Source organism: Prolixibacter bellariivorans ATCC BAA-1284 (assembly GCF_000621705.1).
Lineage (GTDB): Bacteria > Bacteroidota > Bacteroidia > Bacteroidales > Prolixibacteraceae > Prolixibacter > Prolixibacter bellariivorans.
In genome coordinates, this window is sequence record NZ_KK211332.1 from 20,044 (window position 1) to 36,858 (window position 16,815).

The window sequence follows — 16,815 nt, forward strand, 5'->3', positions numbered from 1 at the left end:
CAAGACAATTAATATCCAGGATTCTGGTCATCGTTAGTCAACCCTTCATTAAGCGTAATTGCATTTTCAGGTATCGGGCGCAGGTACCATTTGTCCTGGAATGTAATGCCGTTTTTCTCAAAATCAACATTGTATTTTTCGAGCATGTACTTCAACATTTTTGTCCTTCTCAGCATGGGCCATCTTCCATCATATTCGCCCAGCATCTCTTTCCCTTTCTCCAGGAAGAGGGCTTCCAAAGCCGATTGCTGGTCGGTAGCGTTATCCAGCGCATTGGTCAGATCGGTTCCGTTTGGATCAATCTTGTTACCCGGACGATCAATCACTTTCTGCACCAGATCACGGGCTTCGGGAATCTGATTCAGGGCAATACAGGCTTCAGCTTTCAGAAAATAGGTCCCCGCAAGACGGGCCAGCACAATATCCCTGACACTTGCACTGTACTCGAGAGTACTGTTCAACGCGTTCTCCGGGCAATCGAACTTCTTAAAGCCTGGTACACGCCCACTGGTACCACCCCAGGCCTGTTCGGCATATTTTTGCCGGTCGTTCTTCCAGATAGGGAAAAGAAGGAACCCACTCGCCAGGTCACGACCCGTCATAGTCTTCACTTCCTGTATATACTGAGCACTGTCTGCTGCTGTCAACTCCGTTTTGTTGGGATCCCAAATTACAGGGTTATAATACATCACCTGCTCTGTACCATCGGGGTTATAATAGTTAAAGTAAGGCTTGTACGTATACCACATAAAGTCATAAGCATAGCGTTCGTCGTTCTGCTGGAAACTATGATGAATCTGGTAGGCCGGGATTAAGGTTTCAGTGGAGCGCTTCATTCCGAGACCCGCGCTTCCGCCATAAGATGCAAAGAGAGACGATTGTGTATTACCATCTTTTTGGACATCAGCGATCGAGTTCAGGCTGTACTGAACCGTAAAGATGAAATCTTTATTATTTTCACCGGCCTCGTCCCAAAGTTTGTTATACGGGATGCTGATGTCCCCTTTACTGGAGATCACCGCATCGGCATAGTCCTTGGCTTTTTGAAAATCGTCGGACGAGCCCAGATCCCATCCCCGGCTCAGGTAGACCTTGGCCAGGTAATGATTGACAACGTCCTTGTTTACCCTGCCTGGCGAGGCGCTGGCAGATACCTCGGTCAAGGCCTGTTCCATCTCGCTGATCACAAACGCGTAACTGTCGGCCAAGCTGGACCTTGGAATGTTTATTTTCGGGCTGTTGGTATATTCGTCACTGATAACGATCCCTCCAAACTGCTCCATAAGGATAAAATGATAAAAAGCCCTTAAAAAACGAAGTTCACCATCATACTGTGTTCTTTGAGCATCGCTCAGATCTGTCGGCAGATTGTTGTAATACAGCCCTGCATTGGCAGCCTGGATAGCCTTGTAGCAATTGGTATAAAAGTCTTCTACATGACTTTCAGACGGGTCCAGGGACTGATAACGGGTCAGTGCCGCCAAGGCTACTGCATCTTCCGCCTTTGCTTCCTGGTAAAGGTCTGTCCCTGCCAGATCAAGAATCGGTGTAGTTCCGTAAATACTCCTCAGGTCGGAATAAGCAGCGGTCACCAGTGTTTTGTATCCGTCTGCTTTACTGTAAAATTTATCATTGGTTATCCCTCCTTTGTTGTCCTCATTCAGAAACTTACTGCAAGAGGTGGCAAACAGCAGAAGGATGCTTAAGTATATAAATATTGACTTTTTCATTACGGTATGTTTTTTTATTAGAACTGAAGATTGACACCAAACTGATAAGTCACATTGGCCGGGCCATTACCGTCCCTGACCCTGGATACAGCATACTCGGGATCATAACCTGGGTAGTTGGTGAATACAAAAGGATTTAGAACATTGGCGTAAACACGCAAACGTTTGATCCCTGCCCTGTCGAAAACAGCGTTTTGATGGAAGGTATACCCCAACACAATGTTTTTCACTTTAACAAACGATGCATCCTGGTAGTAGGCAGTATTGCCGTTAAAGTTGCTGTTGTTCGCATTCTTGAAGATCGGGTACTTCGCGTTTACATTTTCTGTGGTATTGGTTGTCCAACCCACATTAGTTGCATAACCGTTGGCATCCAGTACAAAATTATTCCAGTCAATAACCGGTACACCCGCTGGCATATAATAATCATAGCTGGCGAGTTTTACAGTACTCCGACTGCCCTGGTCCAGGTAGATATGGGAAAAGTCGTCGTCGATCAACATGCCTTGCTTGGTAATGATGTTAAACGAGAAGTCCCAGTTCTTAAACTTCATATTGGAGCTCATTCCTCCGGTCCAACTGGGATCTGGAGTTCCCAGGATAACTTTATCGTCAGCGGTTAACTTACCGTCTCCGTTCGTGTCAATGGTGTGTGCCTCCCCGGGAAGTGCCGTATGATTATCATAAACGGTTTTACCGGCATCATAGTCGGCCTGACTCCAGACACCCTGGACGCGGTAATCATAAATTACATTGATCGGCTCCCCGATAAAGCGCTTTTCTCCAACCACATCTACTTTCCTTCCATACAAAGACACAATCGCATTCTTGTTTTTGGCGAAGGTAAAACTGGTGGTCCATGAAAAGTTCTTGGTTTGCACATTGACAGTGTTCAGCGCGACCTCAATCCCCTTGTTGCGTACCGAACCAATATTATCACTCATGCTTGCCACGCCACTTTCAACGGCCAGTTTCCGGCTCATTAACAATCCGTCGGACAGCTTGTCATAAACGTCCACTGAACCGTTTATCCGTTGATTAAAAAACCCAAAATCAAGCCCTAGGTCTGTCTCCCGGGTCTTCTCCCAGGTAAGACTTTGGTTTACAGGACTACCAGGAGCAAAACCAGTCCAAACGTCACCTCCAAAGTTATAGAGTACTGTACTGCCTACATCAGGACCTGCCTGGGTGGCATAAGCTCCTACTCCGTTGTTGTTCCCCGAGTGACCATAACTGAAACGCAGTTTCAGGTTGGATAACCAGTCGGCCTGCAGAAAGGATTCTTCCGATGCACGCCAGGCCACTGCAGCGGATGGGAACGAGGCCCATCTGTCCGCCAACTTGGAGCTACCATCATAACGCATTGATGCAGTCAGTAGGTATTTACCCTTGTAGTCATAGTTCAATCGGGCCATGTAAGAGACCAGAGAAGTCTCCGAATAGGAAGATGAACTGTTCGCCGGGTTAAAATCACCACTAAAAAGGTTATACCAATCTGAGTCATAAGGCATACCCTTGGAATCTACCTTTAATCTTTCGGTACGGGTAGAATAGGTACTGAAAAGACCTGTTGCGGTTATGTGGTGGACATCATTGATATCTTTTTTATAGGTGAGCACATTGTCCCATGAGTAATCAAAGGATTCCGTGTTGTCAGAACTTGCTTCCCGCGTCGGCCTGGGAATTGATCCATAATAGGTGTCCTGGATGATACCGTTAAAAACACCTTTTCTTCTTCGGTAAAACCGTGGAGCAAGTGTGGACCTGAAAGTCAAACCATCAAAAGGGCTTACTTCCATGTAAGCCGAAGCCAGCACATCATAACGCCTCGTTTCGTTCTTACCAGCCGCAACTTCCGCCAACGGGCTGAGCGTTCCGGTCTGTCCACGATCCGAATTAAGAGCAGGATCGGCGCCCGGCTGTGCAATGATACTTCCATCTGGCGCATACGCGTTCCAGTACGGTGCCATCTTGTTCAGTTCATTATATGCATTTGGATAACCTTCGTCATAAGTAGTTTGAGACAGGTTGATCGTCGCCCCCATCTGGAAATGTTTCGATGGCTTGTGGTTCACACTGACATTGAGGTTATAGCGGTCCAGGTATTCCTGCTGGAAATTACCTTCCTCATTCTGATAGCCCATTCCCACGTTGTAAGTCAGATTGTTAGCCGACCCAGACATATTGAGGTAATGGTTCTGCTGGTGCCCTGTACGGGTCAACAGGCCAAACCAATCCGTGTAGTCCTGCGTGTAGAGCTTGTTGGCAACCGTATAAGCACCGGAACCATCGTTCCTGGCTGCAAGTGGCCCTGGCTTACTACCTTCCGGAAGTTCCCAGTGACCTGTATTCTGGTTAAAAGTATAGTAATCCATCACCCGGTAATCGGCAAACTCCCGGGCACTCATGAAATCAGGTAAACGGGCAATCTGGCGGACACCATAATAGCCGTCATAAGAAATATGCAATTTGCCACCTTTCGTATTTTCAGCGTTCTTGGTGGTGATGATAACAACACCATTGGAACCCCTGGAACCGTAAATGGCGGTAGATGAAGCATCCTTTAAGATATCAACCTTGACAATATCCTGGGGGTTCAAAAAATCAATATCCCCAGTCACAATCCCGTCAACAACGTATAGCGGGTTACCCGATTGCAGCGAGTTCTGGCCCCTGATCTGAATACTCAGGCCACCACCTGGCTTGACCGAGGTCTGGGTGATATCAACACCCGGAACCTTCCCCTGGATACCTTCCAAAACGGTGGTCGTTCCCTTACTGACAATATCGTCCGCACTTACGGAGCCTACTGCTCCTGTCAGGTCCGACTTCTTCACCGAACCGTAACCTACCGCCACAACTTCATCAAGTCCGATAGATGTTTCCGACATCGTTACATTAATAGTGGTTTTTCCCGAAACGGGTACTTCCTGAGTTTTCATTCCGATAAACGAAAACACAAGGATACCGTCCGTGGGTACATTGGTAAGCGAATATTTACCATCGGCAGCAGTAACTATTCCCTGTTGGGTTCCTTTTACTACGACAGTTACGCCCGGCAGCGGAGCTCCCGAAGCTTCAGTAACCTCTCCCGACACCGTGATGGTCTGCTGCGCATAAACCGGCGTCAGACATTGCACAACAATCGCCAGGAATAATAAGGAGGAGAATCTCATGAGTCGAGTTCTCATCGCGATCAATCTTTCTCTCGATTGATTCTTCTCTTTTGTCATTTTCATAGGTGCTAAAATTTGGATTTGAATTAAGCGAAGCACATACAACCATGAGTTTACAGGATTCTTTATATTCAATTTCAATGATTAAAAAAAGACTCCATTTCCCATTGATTATTTTGTTAGGTTTAATACTGAACACTAAACACCCAAGAATAGAATACTTTCAAACACTAAGCACATCAAAATCATTGAATAAAAACGAAGCTTTCAGCACATCTTGGTTGTTCCCCAATAGCAAATACGAAATACTAATCATTATTTTTCGTAAATCTTCAATATGTTTTCACAACCCAAATGTAAGTTTTTAGTAAAAATTAACAAAATTTATTTATTTTTTATTTACATTAATGTAGATTACTTTCGTTTTTGTTAATAATTTCAAATAGTTTTACATAGAATTTAACAAACATAAAAATGACTTACGTATGGCACTTAGCTCATCACGACACAATCTTCGGCTCTATATCTACTTATTATACATACACTTAGATACCCAAAGATGAGAACCAAAATCAATAGCCCCGTAAGAAAAAGCAAAAAATAAATAAATAATTATTTTTTCGTTTACCTGAATATTTTTTCGAACATTAACATTTACGTTCTATTAACTCACTAGCTCAGTCAGAGCGTAATTGCCTGATCTAATGAATCATTATTGTTCCGAACGAAATATTTTAATTTCGAAAATGTATTGAGCAAGGGAATCAAATATTGAGATTGTATTTGAAAAAACAATTAGTTATTGACTCTGAGCAACATAAAAAAAATGGTAAGAGAATGAAACTTAAAAATTTACTGCCAAATCAACGGCGCGAGAAAATATTGGAACTTTTGAGAGAAGACGGTTCGGCTAAAGTTGCCTCTTTGTCCGCATTATTTAAAGTTACTGAGGTAACCATCCGACAGGATCTCGAGAAACTGGAGAAAGACGGCTTCGTTGAACGGGAACACGGTGGTGCCTTTCTGAAGAATGTTGAGGACCAGGTACGAAACTTCTCGCTTGTCCACCAGGAGAATATGGACAAGAAAGCATTGATTGCCGAAAAATGTCTGGAATTTATCGAAAGTGGAGATACGATTATCCTCGATTGTGGCTCCACAACCACTGAAATAGCAAAAAGGTTAAAAGGATTGAAGAATATAACCGTTATTACAAACGCATTGAATATTGCACTTATCCTCGGGACAGAACCTGGAATTGATACAATTCTTACCGGCGGTGAGTTTAAAGCCCCAACTTTATCATTGACAGGGCAAAAAGCGGCAGATTCTTTTAACGGGTTAAATGTCCACAAATTATTTTTGGCAACTGCAGGAATTTCTTTAAAAGCAGGCCTCACCTATCCCAGTATCAGTGACATTGTTGTTAAAAAAGCAATGATTGAAGCCGCCGATACGACATATCTTGTTGCAGACTCAACTAAAATAGGCAAAAAAGCACTAGCAAGCCTGGGGGCATTGACCATTGTTGACTACATTATTACTGACGAAAGCATTAAAAACAAACACCGACAAGTATTTGAAGAACACGAGATAGAATTGATTATTGCACAAAAAGACAAAACAACTAAAGAATTTATAAAAGCAAAAACCGACACGAGTAATGTTCTCTAAACCTGGCATAACCCGTCACATTAAATTACTTTCGAAAACCAATTGCAAAAAGATGGACTTTCCTCCCATACGGAAAAAATTAATTTAATCAACAACCTTAATACCGTAATCAGGGTTCTTGTTTGCCAACCTTTTTTGCAACAAGTCTGATTTTACCAACGAATTTTAGGAACCCACAAAGTCACGCCCCGGACTTGTGCTGCCTTTACAGCTGATTCGGAGCCTTCCTTTAGCTATTCTTCCAGACATTTGGTCGACAAATCCGGAGCTTGCTTTGTGCTTGAAGTAACCTGACACAATCAGTCAATTGACTCCTTTCACCTCCCCCTGGAGGCATTCAACCGACCCTGATTGGTGGAACAATCAGGTCAACATTCTCCAACACGATTTTCATATTCAGCGAGTCCCAATTGATGGCAACTCCCTGACATTTCATCCATTTAGAATACAGAGTTTAAAAAAGTAAAAAGAAAACTAAACTAAACTGACAATTACGGGATCAATTTCATTGTCACCCCAGTTTATGGAAGTCGTATTCTTAATTGAACAAATTACAGAGGAACTTGCTGAAAATGTAAACAATAGTAAAAATGTTCGACGAAAGATTTTTTGCTATTCTCAACAGAATATCAAAAAAGCCTTTTGAACACCAACATCAAAACGATTACGCAATAATAATCTTAATGTCATTGTCTTGGAGCATTTTACTGTCTGCTTCCCTGATTTTTGAATCGGTTATCAGGAAATCAATTAAAGAAAGAGCACCAAGACTGGCAAAAGCGCTTTTCCCAATCTTACTGGAGTCGGCAACCAGGTAAACTTCATTGGCTGACTCGATCATGGCGCGCTTAACAACAATATCACTGATACTGGGATAAGTAAGGCCGGATTTCAATGTGATTCCGGCAGTGGCCAGGAAAAGTTTATCCACATGAAGCCCATCAAAAAAATCGGCAGCTTTCTGACCGGTTAATGAAAGCGTAGGTGCCTTGAACTCTCCTCCGGTTACCACCAGATTAATCTCAGGAACCCCCCCAAGTATCAGGGCAATATTCAGGGAATTGGTAATAACCGTCAGGTTCTTAAAGTTGTTGATTAATTTGGCAATTTCAGTGGTTGTTGATCCAGAATCCAGAATAATGGTGTCGCCATCATTGATATACTCCAACGCCTTGCGACCAATGATAGCTTTTTCCAACAGATTATCCTGATTTAGTAAAGCAATGTTCTTTACATTTAATCCAATATTTTTGAGGTACGCCCCACCATGCTCCCGTTCTACAAAACCGTCTTTCTCCAGTTTCTCGAGATCCTGTCGAATGGTTACCTCTGTGACTTTAAATATCTTACTAAGCTGCACGACCTTGGCATGCCCGTCTTCTCTGATTAGGTCAAGGATTTTCTCCCGTCGTTGATGTGGTAGCATTATTTTGTGTATAAGTTGAACGTTCTTCTAACAATTTATCTGAATTCTTTTCTTCGCCCTGCTAATTACACCCCACACGACCAAACACAAATAATAAAAAGCATAAACGAAGCCAAACGAAATTTAAATCTTTCTCAAACTAAATCTTTCAAAAAATAGTACATATCTTTGGACTCTGATTGAACCCGGAAAATCTACGCTATCATGAAAGTAATCTTTTACTTGAGTATTATCGCATTTTTATTTACACACTGCGATACATCAAAAAAAACAAAAAATAAGGAGAACACCAATCAAAAACCTTATTCATTATTGATGGCTGAATCAGTGATGAACAACAATCCTAAGGCGTGGACGGTGGACTATCAGTCGAAACCCAACTGGGGATATGTTCAGGGCTTGGTTTGCAAGGCACTCCTTCGGGAATGGGAGGAGACCGGTAATCCAAAATATTTCAATTATGTGAAAAACACGTATGCGGATGTACTAATCGATTCGACAGGAAACATTTTGGGGTATAAAAAGAAGGATTTTAAGCTCGATGATATTAATTCAGGAAAAATCCTTTTTGCGCTCTACAAAAAGACCAGGGATATGCGCTATAAAAAAGCGATTGAAACTCTTCGGGACCAGCTTCGGGAGCAACCCAGAATACCACAGGGAGGATTTTGGCACAAAAAGATTTACACCAATCAAATGTGGTTGGATGGTCTCTACATGGAGGCTCCGTTTTATGCTCAATATATTGCTACTTTCGGCAATCCTTCAAATTTTGACGATGTCACCAATCAATTTTTATTAGTTGAAAAACACCTAAAGGATCCAAAAACCGGGCTCTATTATCATGGATGGGATGAAAGCAAAAGTGTTTTCTGGGCCGATCCGAAGACCGGACTTTCCAAGAGTTTTTGGGGAAGAGGTATAGGCTGGTTATATATGGCCACCATCGATGTGCTCGATTTTTTACCCAAAAATCACAAAGACCACAACAAACTTGTTAATCTGTTCAAAAACCTGACGGACGCCATTATTCACTATCAGCAGAAAGATTCCGGTGTTTGGTACCAGGTGATGAACATGCCTGGCCGCAAAGGCAACTACCTGGAATCGTCCTGCTCTACCATGTTTACCTATGGAATGATTAAAGGAATTGAAACCGGAATTTTAGATAGTAGTTATATTAAGCCGGCCATGAAAGCCTATAATGGGATTTTAGCCACTTTCGTAAAAACAGATAAAAATGGGAATCTTGAAATTACCTCAGGTTGTTCCGGTGCCGGATTGGGACCTGCAGGAAATACCCGACGCGATGGAACTTTTAAATACTACATCAGTGAACCGGTCCGATCAAATGACGGCAAAGCCATTGGTCCTTTTATTATGGAAAGTCTATTGATTGAGAGCAATCCTGTTTTACGGACGATGGTCAAATAATTTTGAGTCGTTCAGATGCGATTTACAAAATTCGAATTACAAATTTTAACCATAAAAGCTCTTTAAGATGAAATTCAGAATCGAAAACTGGAGTAAATATGGATTATTCTTCCTGGGAATAATCTCTTTGAGCCTTTTGAGCTGTTCTTCCAAAAAGAACAACAATTCATCTGGTCATGCAGTAAAACCAAGGGTCATTGTGAGTTCAGATATTGGTGGTACTGATCCGGATGATTTTCAATCCATGATTCATTTTCTGATGTATGCGGATAAATTTCAGGTGGATGGAATTATCGCTTCACCTTACGGCAAAGGTCGAAAAACAGATATTTTACATATCATCGATTTGTATGCAAAAGACTACCCTAAATTGAAAAAACATGGCGATTTTCCTTCCCCTAACCAATTGCGTTTGGTCGCGAAACAGGGAGCTACGGATGGAAATCCGGCCAAAGGATGGGGAGAACCTTCCGAAGGTTCAAAATGGATCATAAAACAAGCGAAATCAGATAATCCTCAACCTTTGTGGATACTTTGTTGGGGCGGACTGGACGATGTGGCACAGGCTCTGCATGATGCCCCGTCGATAGCCTCAAAAATACGGGTTTACTGGATTGGTGGACCTAATAAAAAATGGAGTGTAAGTCCTTACCAATACATCGCCCGAAATTTTCCCAATTTGTGGATGATCGAAAATAACTCGACCTATCGGGGGTGGATTATTGACAATAGTGCCAATCCTGACCTTAAACCCAAAGCGTTTTACGAAAAATACATAAAAGGGAAAGGAGCGCTCGGAAGTGATTTTGGCAATTATTACGGTGGTTCAATAAAAATGGGTGACTCGCCCTCGGTTGCCTACCTGCTTAACGGAAATCCGGATAACCCGGCAGGGCAAAGTTGGGGAGGCAGTTTTACAAAGCTTCCGTATAGTGCGTTTCGAAATTTCAACCAGAATACAACAACTACTGATACGGTTCCGACTTACAGCGTTGTGACCTGGACATTTGATTCGAAAGAAAATATCGCTGCCAATGAAAATCCGGAAATCTGGATGGAAATTGATGGACAGCGCATTAATGGATTTTACGCTGGCAATGGTGTTTTCAAGGTGCGTTTCGTACCCAAACGAATTGGCAACTGGAAATACACCGTGAATTGCTCTGTAAAAAGTTTACAGGGGCAAACCGGTGAATTCGTCAGTGCAAATCCGTGGCCGGGAGCAGAGAATCCAGATAACGCCAAACTAAACAACTGGTGGAGCGATCGAACAGATAAAGACCTGTACGTCGAACAATACCAGGGAACGGAAACAATAGCCAAGTGGCGTAAGGATTTCCTTATGGACTGGGCAAAAAGATTCGAATGGATTGCTAACTAAAATTGGAATAGCCAGCGGGCTCTGAAACTCAAATAATCTCAGAGCCCGCATGTTTTCATCAATCATTTTCAGTAAAGTTACAGCACGTTTTCCATCTTGCTCAAGAAGGTTTTTCAAAAAAAAATTGATTTTTAACTCTCACCATTTCTCCCATTCTCACCTTCTCCCCATCACCTTTTCTCCCTTTCTCCCAATCTCCATTTCTCACTTTCTCCCCCTCTCATCTTCTCCATTTCCCACGTGCCTGCAGGCCGTTGCCTAACCAGGTAAAAAAAGCCGGGAAGTCAACAACCTTCGGCACCGCACAAAGCCGGCCCGGCCTGTTCGTTCATGTCACCTCATCATTGTCATTCCCTCACAGTCCGCACCCGCTTTCTTTTCCGTCGCATTCCCGCTTCGTTCAACCCCCGGCTATACATGAAGCTGCCATCCGTGTTAATCCGTGAAACGAATCCGTGTGCATCAGTGGACATAATTCGCGTAATTCATGTGGGTAGTCCTTGTACGCTGCCTTAATTCGTGAAATTCGCATTTATACAGAAATAGCCATCTCACACTCGCACGCCGGCTGTTATTTGAGTCACACTTTTCGTGTGGCCACCGCCAACCCTATTACAGCACTTTGCCTTTCGGTAATTAGAGGTTTCAGTACGTTTAGCTGAATGCCATTTCGTCCATCTATTACGTAGTCTTAGGAGCGTAGTCAAAAAGCTGTAGCCATCCCGGGTGTCCCAACAAAAAGACCGCTGCCCCCATAGCGCCCCTGGCAGCGTTGCGCCCCAAATAACACCCTCCCTACACCAACTGAATTTACATAACATGCAGTTAATAGGAACAACCCCACATCCCAACCGTGGGCCAGATTGTCCTATAACCTAATTATGTAAATCAGTAAGCCCCAACCACACCACCATTCCATAGCATCGTCATCCGTCCGCGTAAATCCGTTTCAATCACCGTTTCTCCCTTTCTCCCACTCTCATATTCTCCCATTCTCTTTTTTTGCCTTCGCCTTTCTCCCTTTCTCCCAATCTCCATTTCTCACTTTCTCCCCCTCTCATCTTCTCCCGTTCTCCATTTCACCCAGTGCCTGCAGGCCGTTGCCCAACCTGGCAAAAAAAGGCCCGGAAGTCAACAACCTTCGACACCGCACAAAGCCGGCCCGGCCTGTTCGTTCATGTCACCTCATCATTGTCATTCCCTCACATCCCGCACCCACTTTCTTTCCCAACTCACACACACTCCGTTCAACGAAAGCCTATACATGAGCCACCATCCGTGAAAATCAGTGAAATCAATCAGTGAATATCCGTGGATCATAATTCGTGTAATTAATTCTTTACAGAAAAAAGCCACCCAATTTAGGCGGGCGGCAACATAAGCACACTTATTCACCAGGCAAGGTCAGGCCCTTCGGGTTTTGGAAAAAATCTCCATCCTCCTTCGTCGAATTGTATTTTTGCCAAAAACCTTGCCTTCAGCCGGCCCGCCTGTTGGCTGGCTTTCTTTTTTCTTTTTCGGTTTCTGTTTTCTTTGGAAAAATAATTACGGTCTAAAGTCTGTAATCTATTGTCTTATAACTTAATTCTTAACACTTAAAACGTTGGATCAAAAAAGACCTCCCTTTCGGAAGGCCTTTCCACACAAACCTCACACACCGTCACCACCAGGCGACTTCTTTCTCCACTTGCCCCTGACCAGCCTGCTCAGCGTCAGGGAAACAACAAAACTCACTACCGCGCCGACAGCAGCTAAAAGCACCGTTTCCAGTAAATCCTGCCCCGTCAGGTTCACCAGGGTACTCAGCAGCGTTCCGCCTAACGTACCGGCGCGGGTCCCACCATCAACCGCCGGCATGCTCACGGCACTTCATCGCTTCCGGACTCTTCGTCCTCCACAGCCACCTGGCTGACAGCGCCGGCAACGGTACCGGCTACTGTCAGGTACCCGGCCAGTGTCGTAATGGCTGCCGGTAAAGCAACCGGTGCCGCCAGTAATGTTCCCCCGGCTGCCGCCAGGGCGAGCCCGATAGTTCTTAATACCCGGAAAAATTTCGGGGTGCGTGCTTTAGCTCTTTTCAGAATATTCATATCCAACCATTTTGGAATTACGTGTAATGTGAAGAAGGACTTCTTCATCTCTTCGAATAGCCGGCAATACATGATTCAGTAATCGTTGATTCGCCGGCCTTGATTGAGTCCCGTAGCCGGGCCCCAATAGTTTGGTCACCGGTGCAATGCATCCCAACAACTCGCGCAGGGCATCATTGGCCGGGTGAAACAGAATCCAGGTGCGCCCGGGAACTTTTACAACCTGCAGATGCCAACCCCGTTTATCCGTGTAACGTGCCTTCAGGTGATAACTCCCTTCCGGGATACAGGAAATTCTCCGTTGATTGGCCCGCCAGGGCAATTCAATGGTGTGGCAGATTACCTTCCCCCGGCAATAAACCACACCATTCGTTCCACTGGGGAAATAACTCCGGTAGAGTTCCAGGTCCACTACGGCAGATCAACCGCGACAATGGCCATGGCATTCAAGGCACCACTCTTCAGCGGGTAAGCCTCTCCATTGACCATCTGGAAGAACTCAATGGAGAAGGCCAGGAAAATCGGCGACGGACTCGCAGCGTCAATCTGCACCTCCAGCGACTGAGCTTCGTGTTCCACGCTGTCAATCTCCACAAAATCGCTCACAGCCATTTTGGTAGAAAAAGATTCCCCCTCAAAATCAACCGTTGCCCCCAAAGCGCCAAAGCGGAGATGGGTAGCATCCTGCACCATTGCCAAATCGGTCGTGGGTACCAGTGCCGGCAGCGACACCTCCAACGCGCCGGTTACCCGGTCGACGGCCGTGGCAAAAGGAACATAAATGGTTCCTGCCAGCTGGGCGCCTGCGTTGAACTCAAACCCTTTCAGCAAAGCCGGGTTGCCGTCGCTCACGGTACGCTCACCGCGGGCGTTGGTCTCATCGGCCTGGATAACCTTCAGCATCTGCGTGGTCAACCGGTTCGAAACCCGGTTATCGGCGGCATGCACCATCAGCTGCCGCAGCGCGTTCCGGAGCAGCTTGCTCGCTTTCCCGGCCCGGCCAAACTCCGACCCGTTTTCACGCGTCCTCACAAACGCCGGGTCATTCTTGATGCGGTCAGCATCGACGCCACCCTTCGTGCGGGCATAATACTCTCCACCGCTCTTGTAGAAGGAAAGATCACCAATCGCTCCCTCCAGTTTAATCAACCCCTTTTGTCTTGCCATAACGCATAGATTTTGGTTACTTCCAACAAGTTACCGTAACCACTGCACCACGGCAAAAACCACCTTCCGCGATAGGTCAAAACGGGCCATTTGTCCCTAAATGTCTGTCAGGATGGAAGATTATTATTAAATTTCTTCTGAATATTCCGGAAGATTCTCCGGAATTTAGGTAAGGATAAAGTATAGATAAAGTACAAATTATGCTGTTGCACCGAACTTGTATTTACCCCAAAGATGTGCAGCGGATAACCGGTAAAAGCGAACGGTCGGGGAGAAGGCTGCTGACCAAAATCCGTCAGGAGCTGGGAAAAGCTTCCCATCAGTTCATCACCGTTGAGGAGTTCGCTAACTACACCGGTTTGCCGGTTTCCACCATCCGCCAGTACCTTGTCGATTAGCCCTAACCGACAACCACAGCACCACTTCATCACTTTCCCATAAAGTTTAAATCAATTTAATACCAATTAGTTGGAAACAAAAAGCAGGAATTCTAACTTAGTGGATAGTTGAGGCACATCAATCGCGTTCATTCCATTTCAAAAGAATTGAGAACCACACAGTGACCTCCACGGAAACTGTTCTGCTAATCCACTGATTTCATACGACATACAGCATATGATACAAATCTTGTCACCCCGACGGTTTGAAAATCAAAGAGTTATGAATTCAATTCATAACTCTTTTTTTATGCTTCCTGCCGTTTCCCTGCCTCGTCTAATGTTATTTTACCAGTTTCAAAGTCTTTATAAATATTCTGTATTTTTTATCTCTATTAAACTTTCCTGATGTAGCCAACAATACCTTATTTCTTTTTCACTGATTTTGTCACGCAGGGAGGGGGCATTTTACAAATATGGGCTTACATGGTTTTTAGGAGTAAAGTCGATGTTCTGCATTGAGCAATGCTGACTTGTATCTTTCAATTCGGAACAGGAGGACGATCTTTTTCATGTCTTAGTCGGTTAAATAGTTTATATCCAATTCAAGCCTGCCATCCCCCTGATTACAGCAGCCATCATTATCAAAATGAATCCAACTCATTCCAGCCAAGGCTCCATAAAAAGATTTGTATTAGCAAATATCTCCAGATGCTCGTAACGAAGGATATTCTCCAGTTGTTGACGCAAAATATCCACCTCTGAAGAAGGACATTTCTCCTCCAGTATCATTAACACATTCAGTGTGTCACCATATACCTTACAGCCGGTCAGGCAGGTAACCTGTACATATAGTTTTTCTTGTTCATTACAACATAAAGCTTCACTCATCATGAAATACTTTATGATAAGAAAAAACTATCATCAGCAGATACATAACCTGACCGGTTCCAATTTATCCAACTTCTCTTATTTATGGTTTTCCACTGGCAATTTTTCCGGCCACAATCTCTGCTGCTTTAATCAAAGGATAACCGGCGGGGGATGCTGTAAGACACGGATGTGTTCCGATTTGTGACGACAATAACGCATTAACGGACATCCGGTTTTCGATGGCCAGGCCAATGACATTGGTCAACTCTCCGGCACTCAATCCACCAATTACTTCACCGCCAATGATGATTCCCGAACGACGGGCAACCACCAGTTTTACCAACTGCTTGTGAGCATCGGGCAAATTACCCGGATGACGATCAACGCCTTCGAAGAAACCCGTTACTACTTCAATACCTTCTTCCAATGCCCGGGCTTCTGTTATACCGGCCGTCCCATAACCTGTATCACCAATAGCAGTAGAATAGATGGCAATGGTACCACTGAAAGTTTTAATCACATGCAAATTAAATAAGTTCATGCCGGCAATACGGGCCTCAGCACAGGCTGTAGAGGCCAACATGGTAAATACGCGCCGGCGTGTGACGAAATCACGTTTCTGTGCGCAATCCCCCACGGCAAATACGTCGGGGGTATGGGTGCGCATGTATTCGTCAACAGCAATAAATCCACTTTCATCCACATTGATGCCTGATTTGGAGGCCAGTGCTGTATTCGGCTGGTAGCCCATAGAGAGAATTACCGCGTCGACCTCCTCGGTGAGACCATTTTCGAGACGTACGCCCGTCACTGTATCGCCACCTACAATCTCTTTCACACCGTTGCCAGTGATGATATTCACTCCTCGATCTTGGAGCATGGTTTGGATTCGATCGGACAACTCTACATCAAATGCCAGGCTCAAAATGGAGGGTTCTTTTTCCACCAGGATGACCTCTTTCCCATCCCGCACCAATTCGTCGGAGAACTCCACACCAATGAAGCCGGCACCAATGACCGCCACACGCTTGCAAGAAGCGAGCTTTTGTTTCATCTCGTCGAGATAAATCTTATCCTTTGGAATCACGAAAACATTTTCCTTTTCGGCCCCGGTCAGCCATTTGGGTTTGACCGGAACAGAGCCGGTGGCAACAATGAGCTTACCGAACTGAATGGTATCGCCTCCGGCCAGATGAGCGGTTTTGGCTTTTGCATCGATGGCCGTTACTTCGTCCACAATGGACTCGATTTCATTTTTGGCCATCAGGGCATCGACCGGCATGATGTTTTTGGCACTATCGCCCAACGTGCCAAAAATGTATGGTATTCCGCAGGGAACCATTACATCTTTTTGCTTTTTGACCAGTGTAAATTTCTTATCCGGATAAGATGATTTTCCGGTTATAGCCGCAACCATACCGGCCGCACTTCCTCCAATTACTAATACATCAGTTGTTTTCATAATATCTAATTCTATTCAAGGTTTA

Annotated in this window: 13 protein-coding genes; 4 read left to right on the forward strand and 9 right to left on the reverse strand. The window is 44.6% G+C overall.

What is annotated here, in order from left to right; all coding sequences use genetic code 11:
* Positions 1-8: 8 nt before the first annotated feature.
* On the reverse strand, positions 9-1,730 hold the full coding sequence (locus tag T426_RS0119220; protein WP_027586146.1) for a RagB/SusD family nutrient uptake outer membrane protein: 1,722 nt from the start codon (positions 1,728-1,730) through the stop codon (positions 9-11).
* Between the two features lie 17 nt (positions 1,731-1,747).
* Entirely contained in the window at positions 1,748-4,969 is a 3,222-nt protein-coding gene (locus T426_RS0119225; protein WP_081782473.1) for a SusC/RagA family TonB-linked outer membrane protein, read from the reverse strand.
* A 720-nt stretch (positions 4,970-5,689) separates the two neighbouring features.
* Here T426_RS0119225 and T426_RS24365 point away from each other — a divergent pair.
* On the forward strand, positions 5,690-6,580 hold the full coding sequence (locus tag T426_RS24365) for a DeoR/GlpR family DNA-binding transcription regulator (protein WP_199898638.1): 891 nt from the start codon (positions 5,690-5,692) through the stop codon (positions 6,578-6,580).
* A 664-nt stretch (positions 6,581-7,244) separates the two neighbouring features.
* On the opposite strand, the gene T426_RS0119245 is transcribed toward T426_RS24365, so the two are convergent.
* Entirely contained in the window at positions 7,245-8,006 is a 762-nt protein-coding gene (locus tag T426_RS0119245) for a DeoR/GlpR family DNA-binding transcription regulator (RefSeq protein ID WP_025865071.1), read from the reverse strand.
* Between the two features lie 204 nt (positions 8,007-8,210).
* On the opposite strand from T426_RS0119245, the gene T426_RS0119250 reads away from it, so the two are divergent.
* Both T426_RS0119250 and T426_RS0119255 read left to right on the forward strand, forming a co-directional pair.
* Positions 8,211-9,440, forward strand: coding sequence for a glycoside hydrolase family 88/105 protein (locus T426_RS0119250; protein ID WP_027586148.1), 1,230 nt, complete (start codon positions 8,211-8,213; stop codon positions 9,438-9,440).
* Between the two features lie 67 nt (positions 9,441-9,507).
* On the forward strand, positions 9,508-10,821 hold the full coding sequence (locus tag T426_RS0119255) for a nucleoside hydrolase-like domain-containing protein (RefSeq protein WP_025865070.1): 1,314 nt from the start codon (positions 9,508-9,510) through the stop codon (positions 10,819-10,821).
* Between the two features lie 1,650 nt (positions 10,822-12,471).
* Here T426_RS0119255 and T426_RS0119265 read toward each other — a convergent pair.
* From T426_RS0119265 to T426_RS0119280, 4 genes are read right to left on the reverse strand one after another with little or no spacing between them, the layout of a single operon-like run.
* Entirely contained in the window at positions 12,472-12,684 is a 213-nt protein-coding gene (locus T426_RS0119265; protein ID WP_025865069.1) for a hypothetical protein, read from the reverse strand.
* The gene (locus T426_RS0119270; protein ID WP_025865068.1) at positions 12,681-12,911 is read right to left on the reverse strand and encodes a hypothetical protein; all 231 of its coding nucleotides are present in this window, start codon (positions 12,909-12,911) and stop codon (positions 12,681-12,683) included. The genes T426_RS0119265 and T426_RS0119270 overlap by 4 nt, the downstream gene beginning before the upstream one ends.
* Positions 12,889-13,323 (reverse strand): DUF5675 family protein, encoded by a 435-nt coding sequence (locus T426_RS0119275; RefSeq protein WP_025865067.1) that lies wholly within the window; start codon positions 13,321-13,323, stop codon positions 12,889-12,891. Before T426_RS0119275 ends, T426_RS0119270 begins: the two co-directional genes overlap by 23 nt.
* Positions 13,323-14,078 carry a hypothetical protein gene (locus T426_RS0119280; RefSeq protein WP_025865066.1) on the reverse strand — a complete coding sequence of 252 codons (756 nt, stop codon included), beginning with the start codon at positions 14,076-14,078 and terminating at the stop codon, positions 13,323-13,325. The genes T426_RS0119275 and T426_RS0119280 overlap by 1 nt, the downstream gene beginning before the upstream one ends.
* A gap of 200 nt (positions 14,079-14,278) precedes the next feature.
* Between T426_RS0119280 and T426_RS0119285 the strand changes: the two genes are divergently transcribed.
* Positions 14,279-14,476, forward strand: coding sequence for a hypothetical protein (locus tag T426_RS0119285; RefSeq protein WP_025865065.1), 198 nt, complete (start codon positions 14,279-14,281; stop codon positions 14,474-14,476).
* Positions 14,477-15,115: 639 nt separating this feature from the next.
* Here T426_RS0119285 and T426_RS25330 read toward each other — a convergent pair.
* Together T426_RS25330 and T426_RS0119300 are read right to left on the reverse strand one after the other, a co-directional pair.
* The gene (locus tag T426_RS25330) at positions 15,116-15,346 is read right to left on the reverse strand and encodes a hypothetical protein (protein ID WP_051539021.1); all 231 of its coding nucleotides are present in this window, start codon (positions 15,344-15,346) and stop codon (positions 15,116-15,118) included.
* A gap of 82 nt (positions 15,347-15,428) precedes the next feature.
* Positions 15,429-16,790 (reverse strand): FAD-dependent oxidoreductase, encoded by a 1,362-nt coding sequence (locus T426_RS0119300; protein ID WP_199898637.1) that lies wholly within the window; start codon positions 16,788-16,790, stop codon positions 15,429-15,431.
* Positions 16,791-16,815 lie beyond the last annotated feature (25 nt).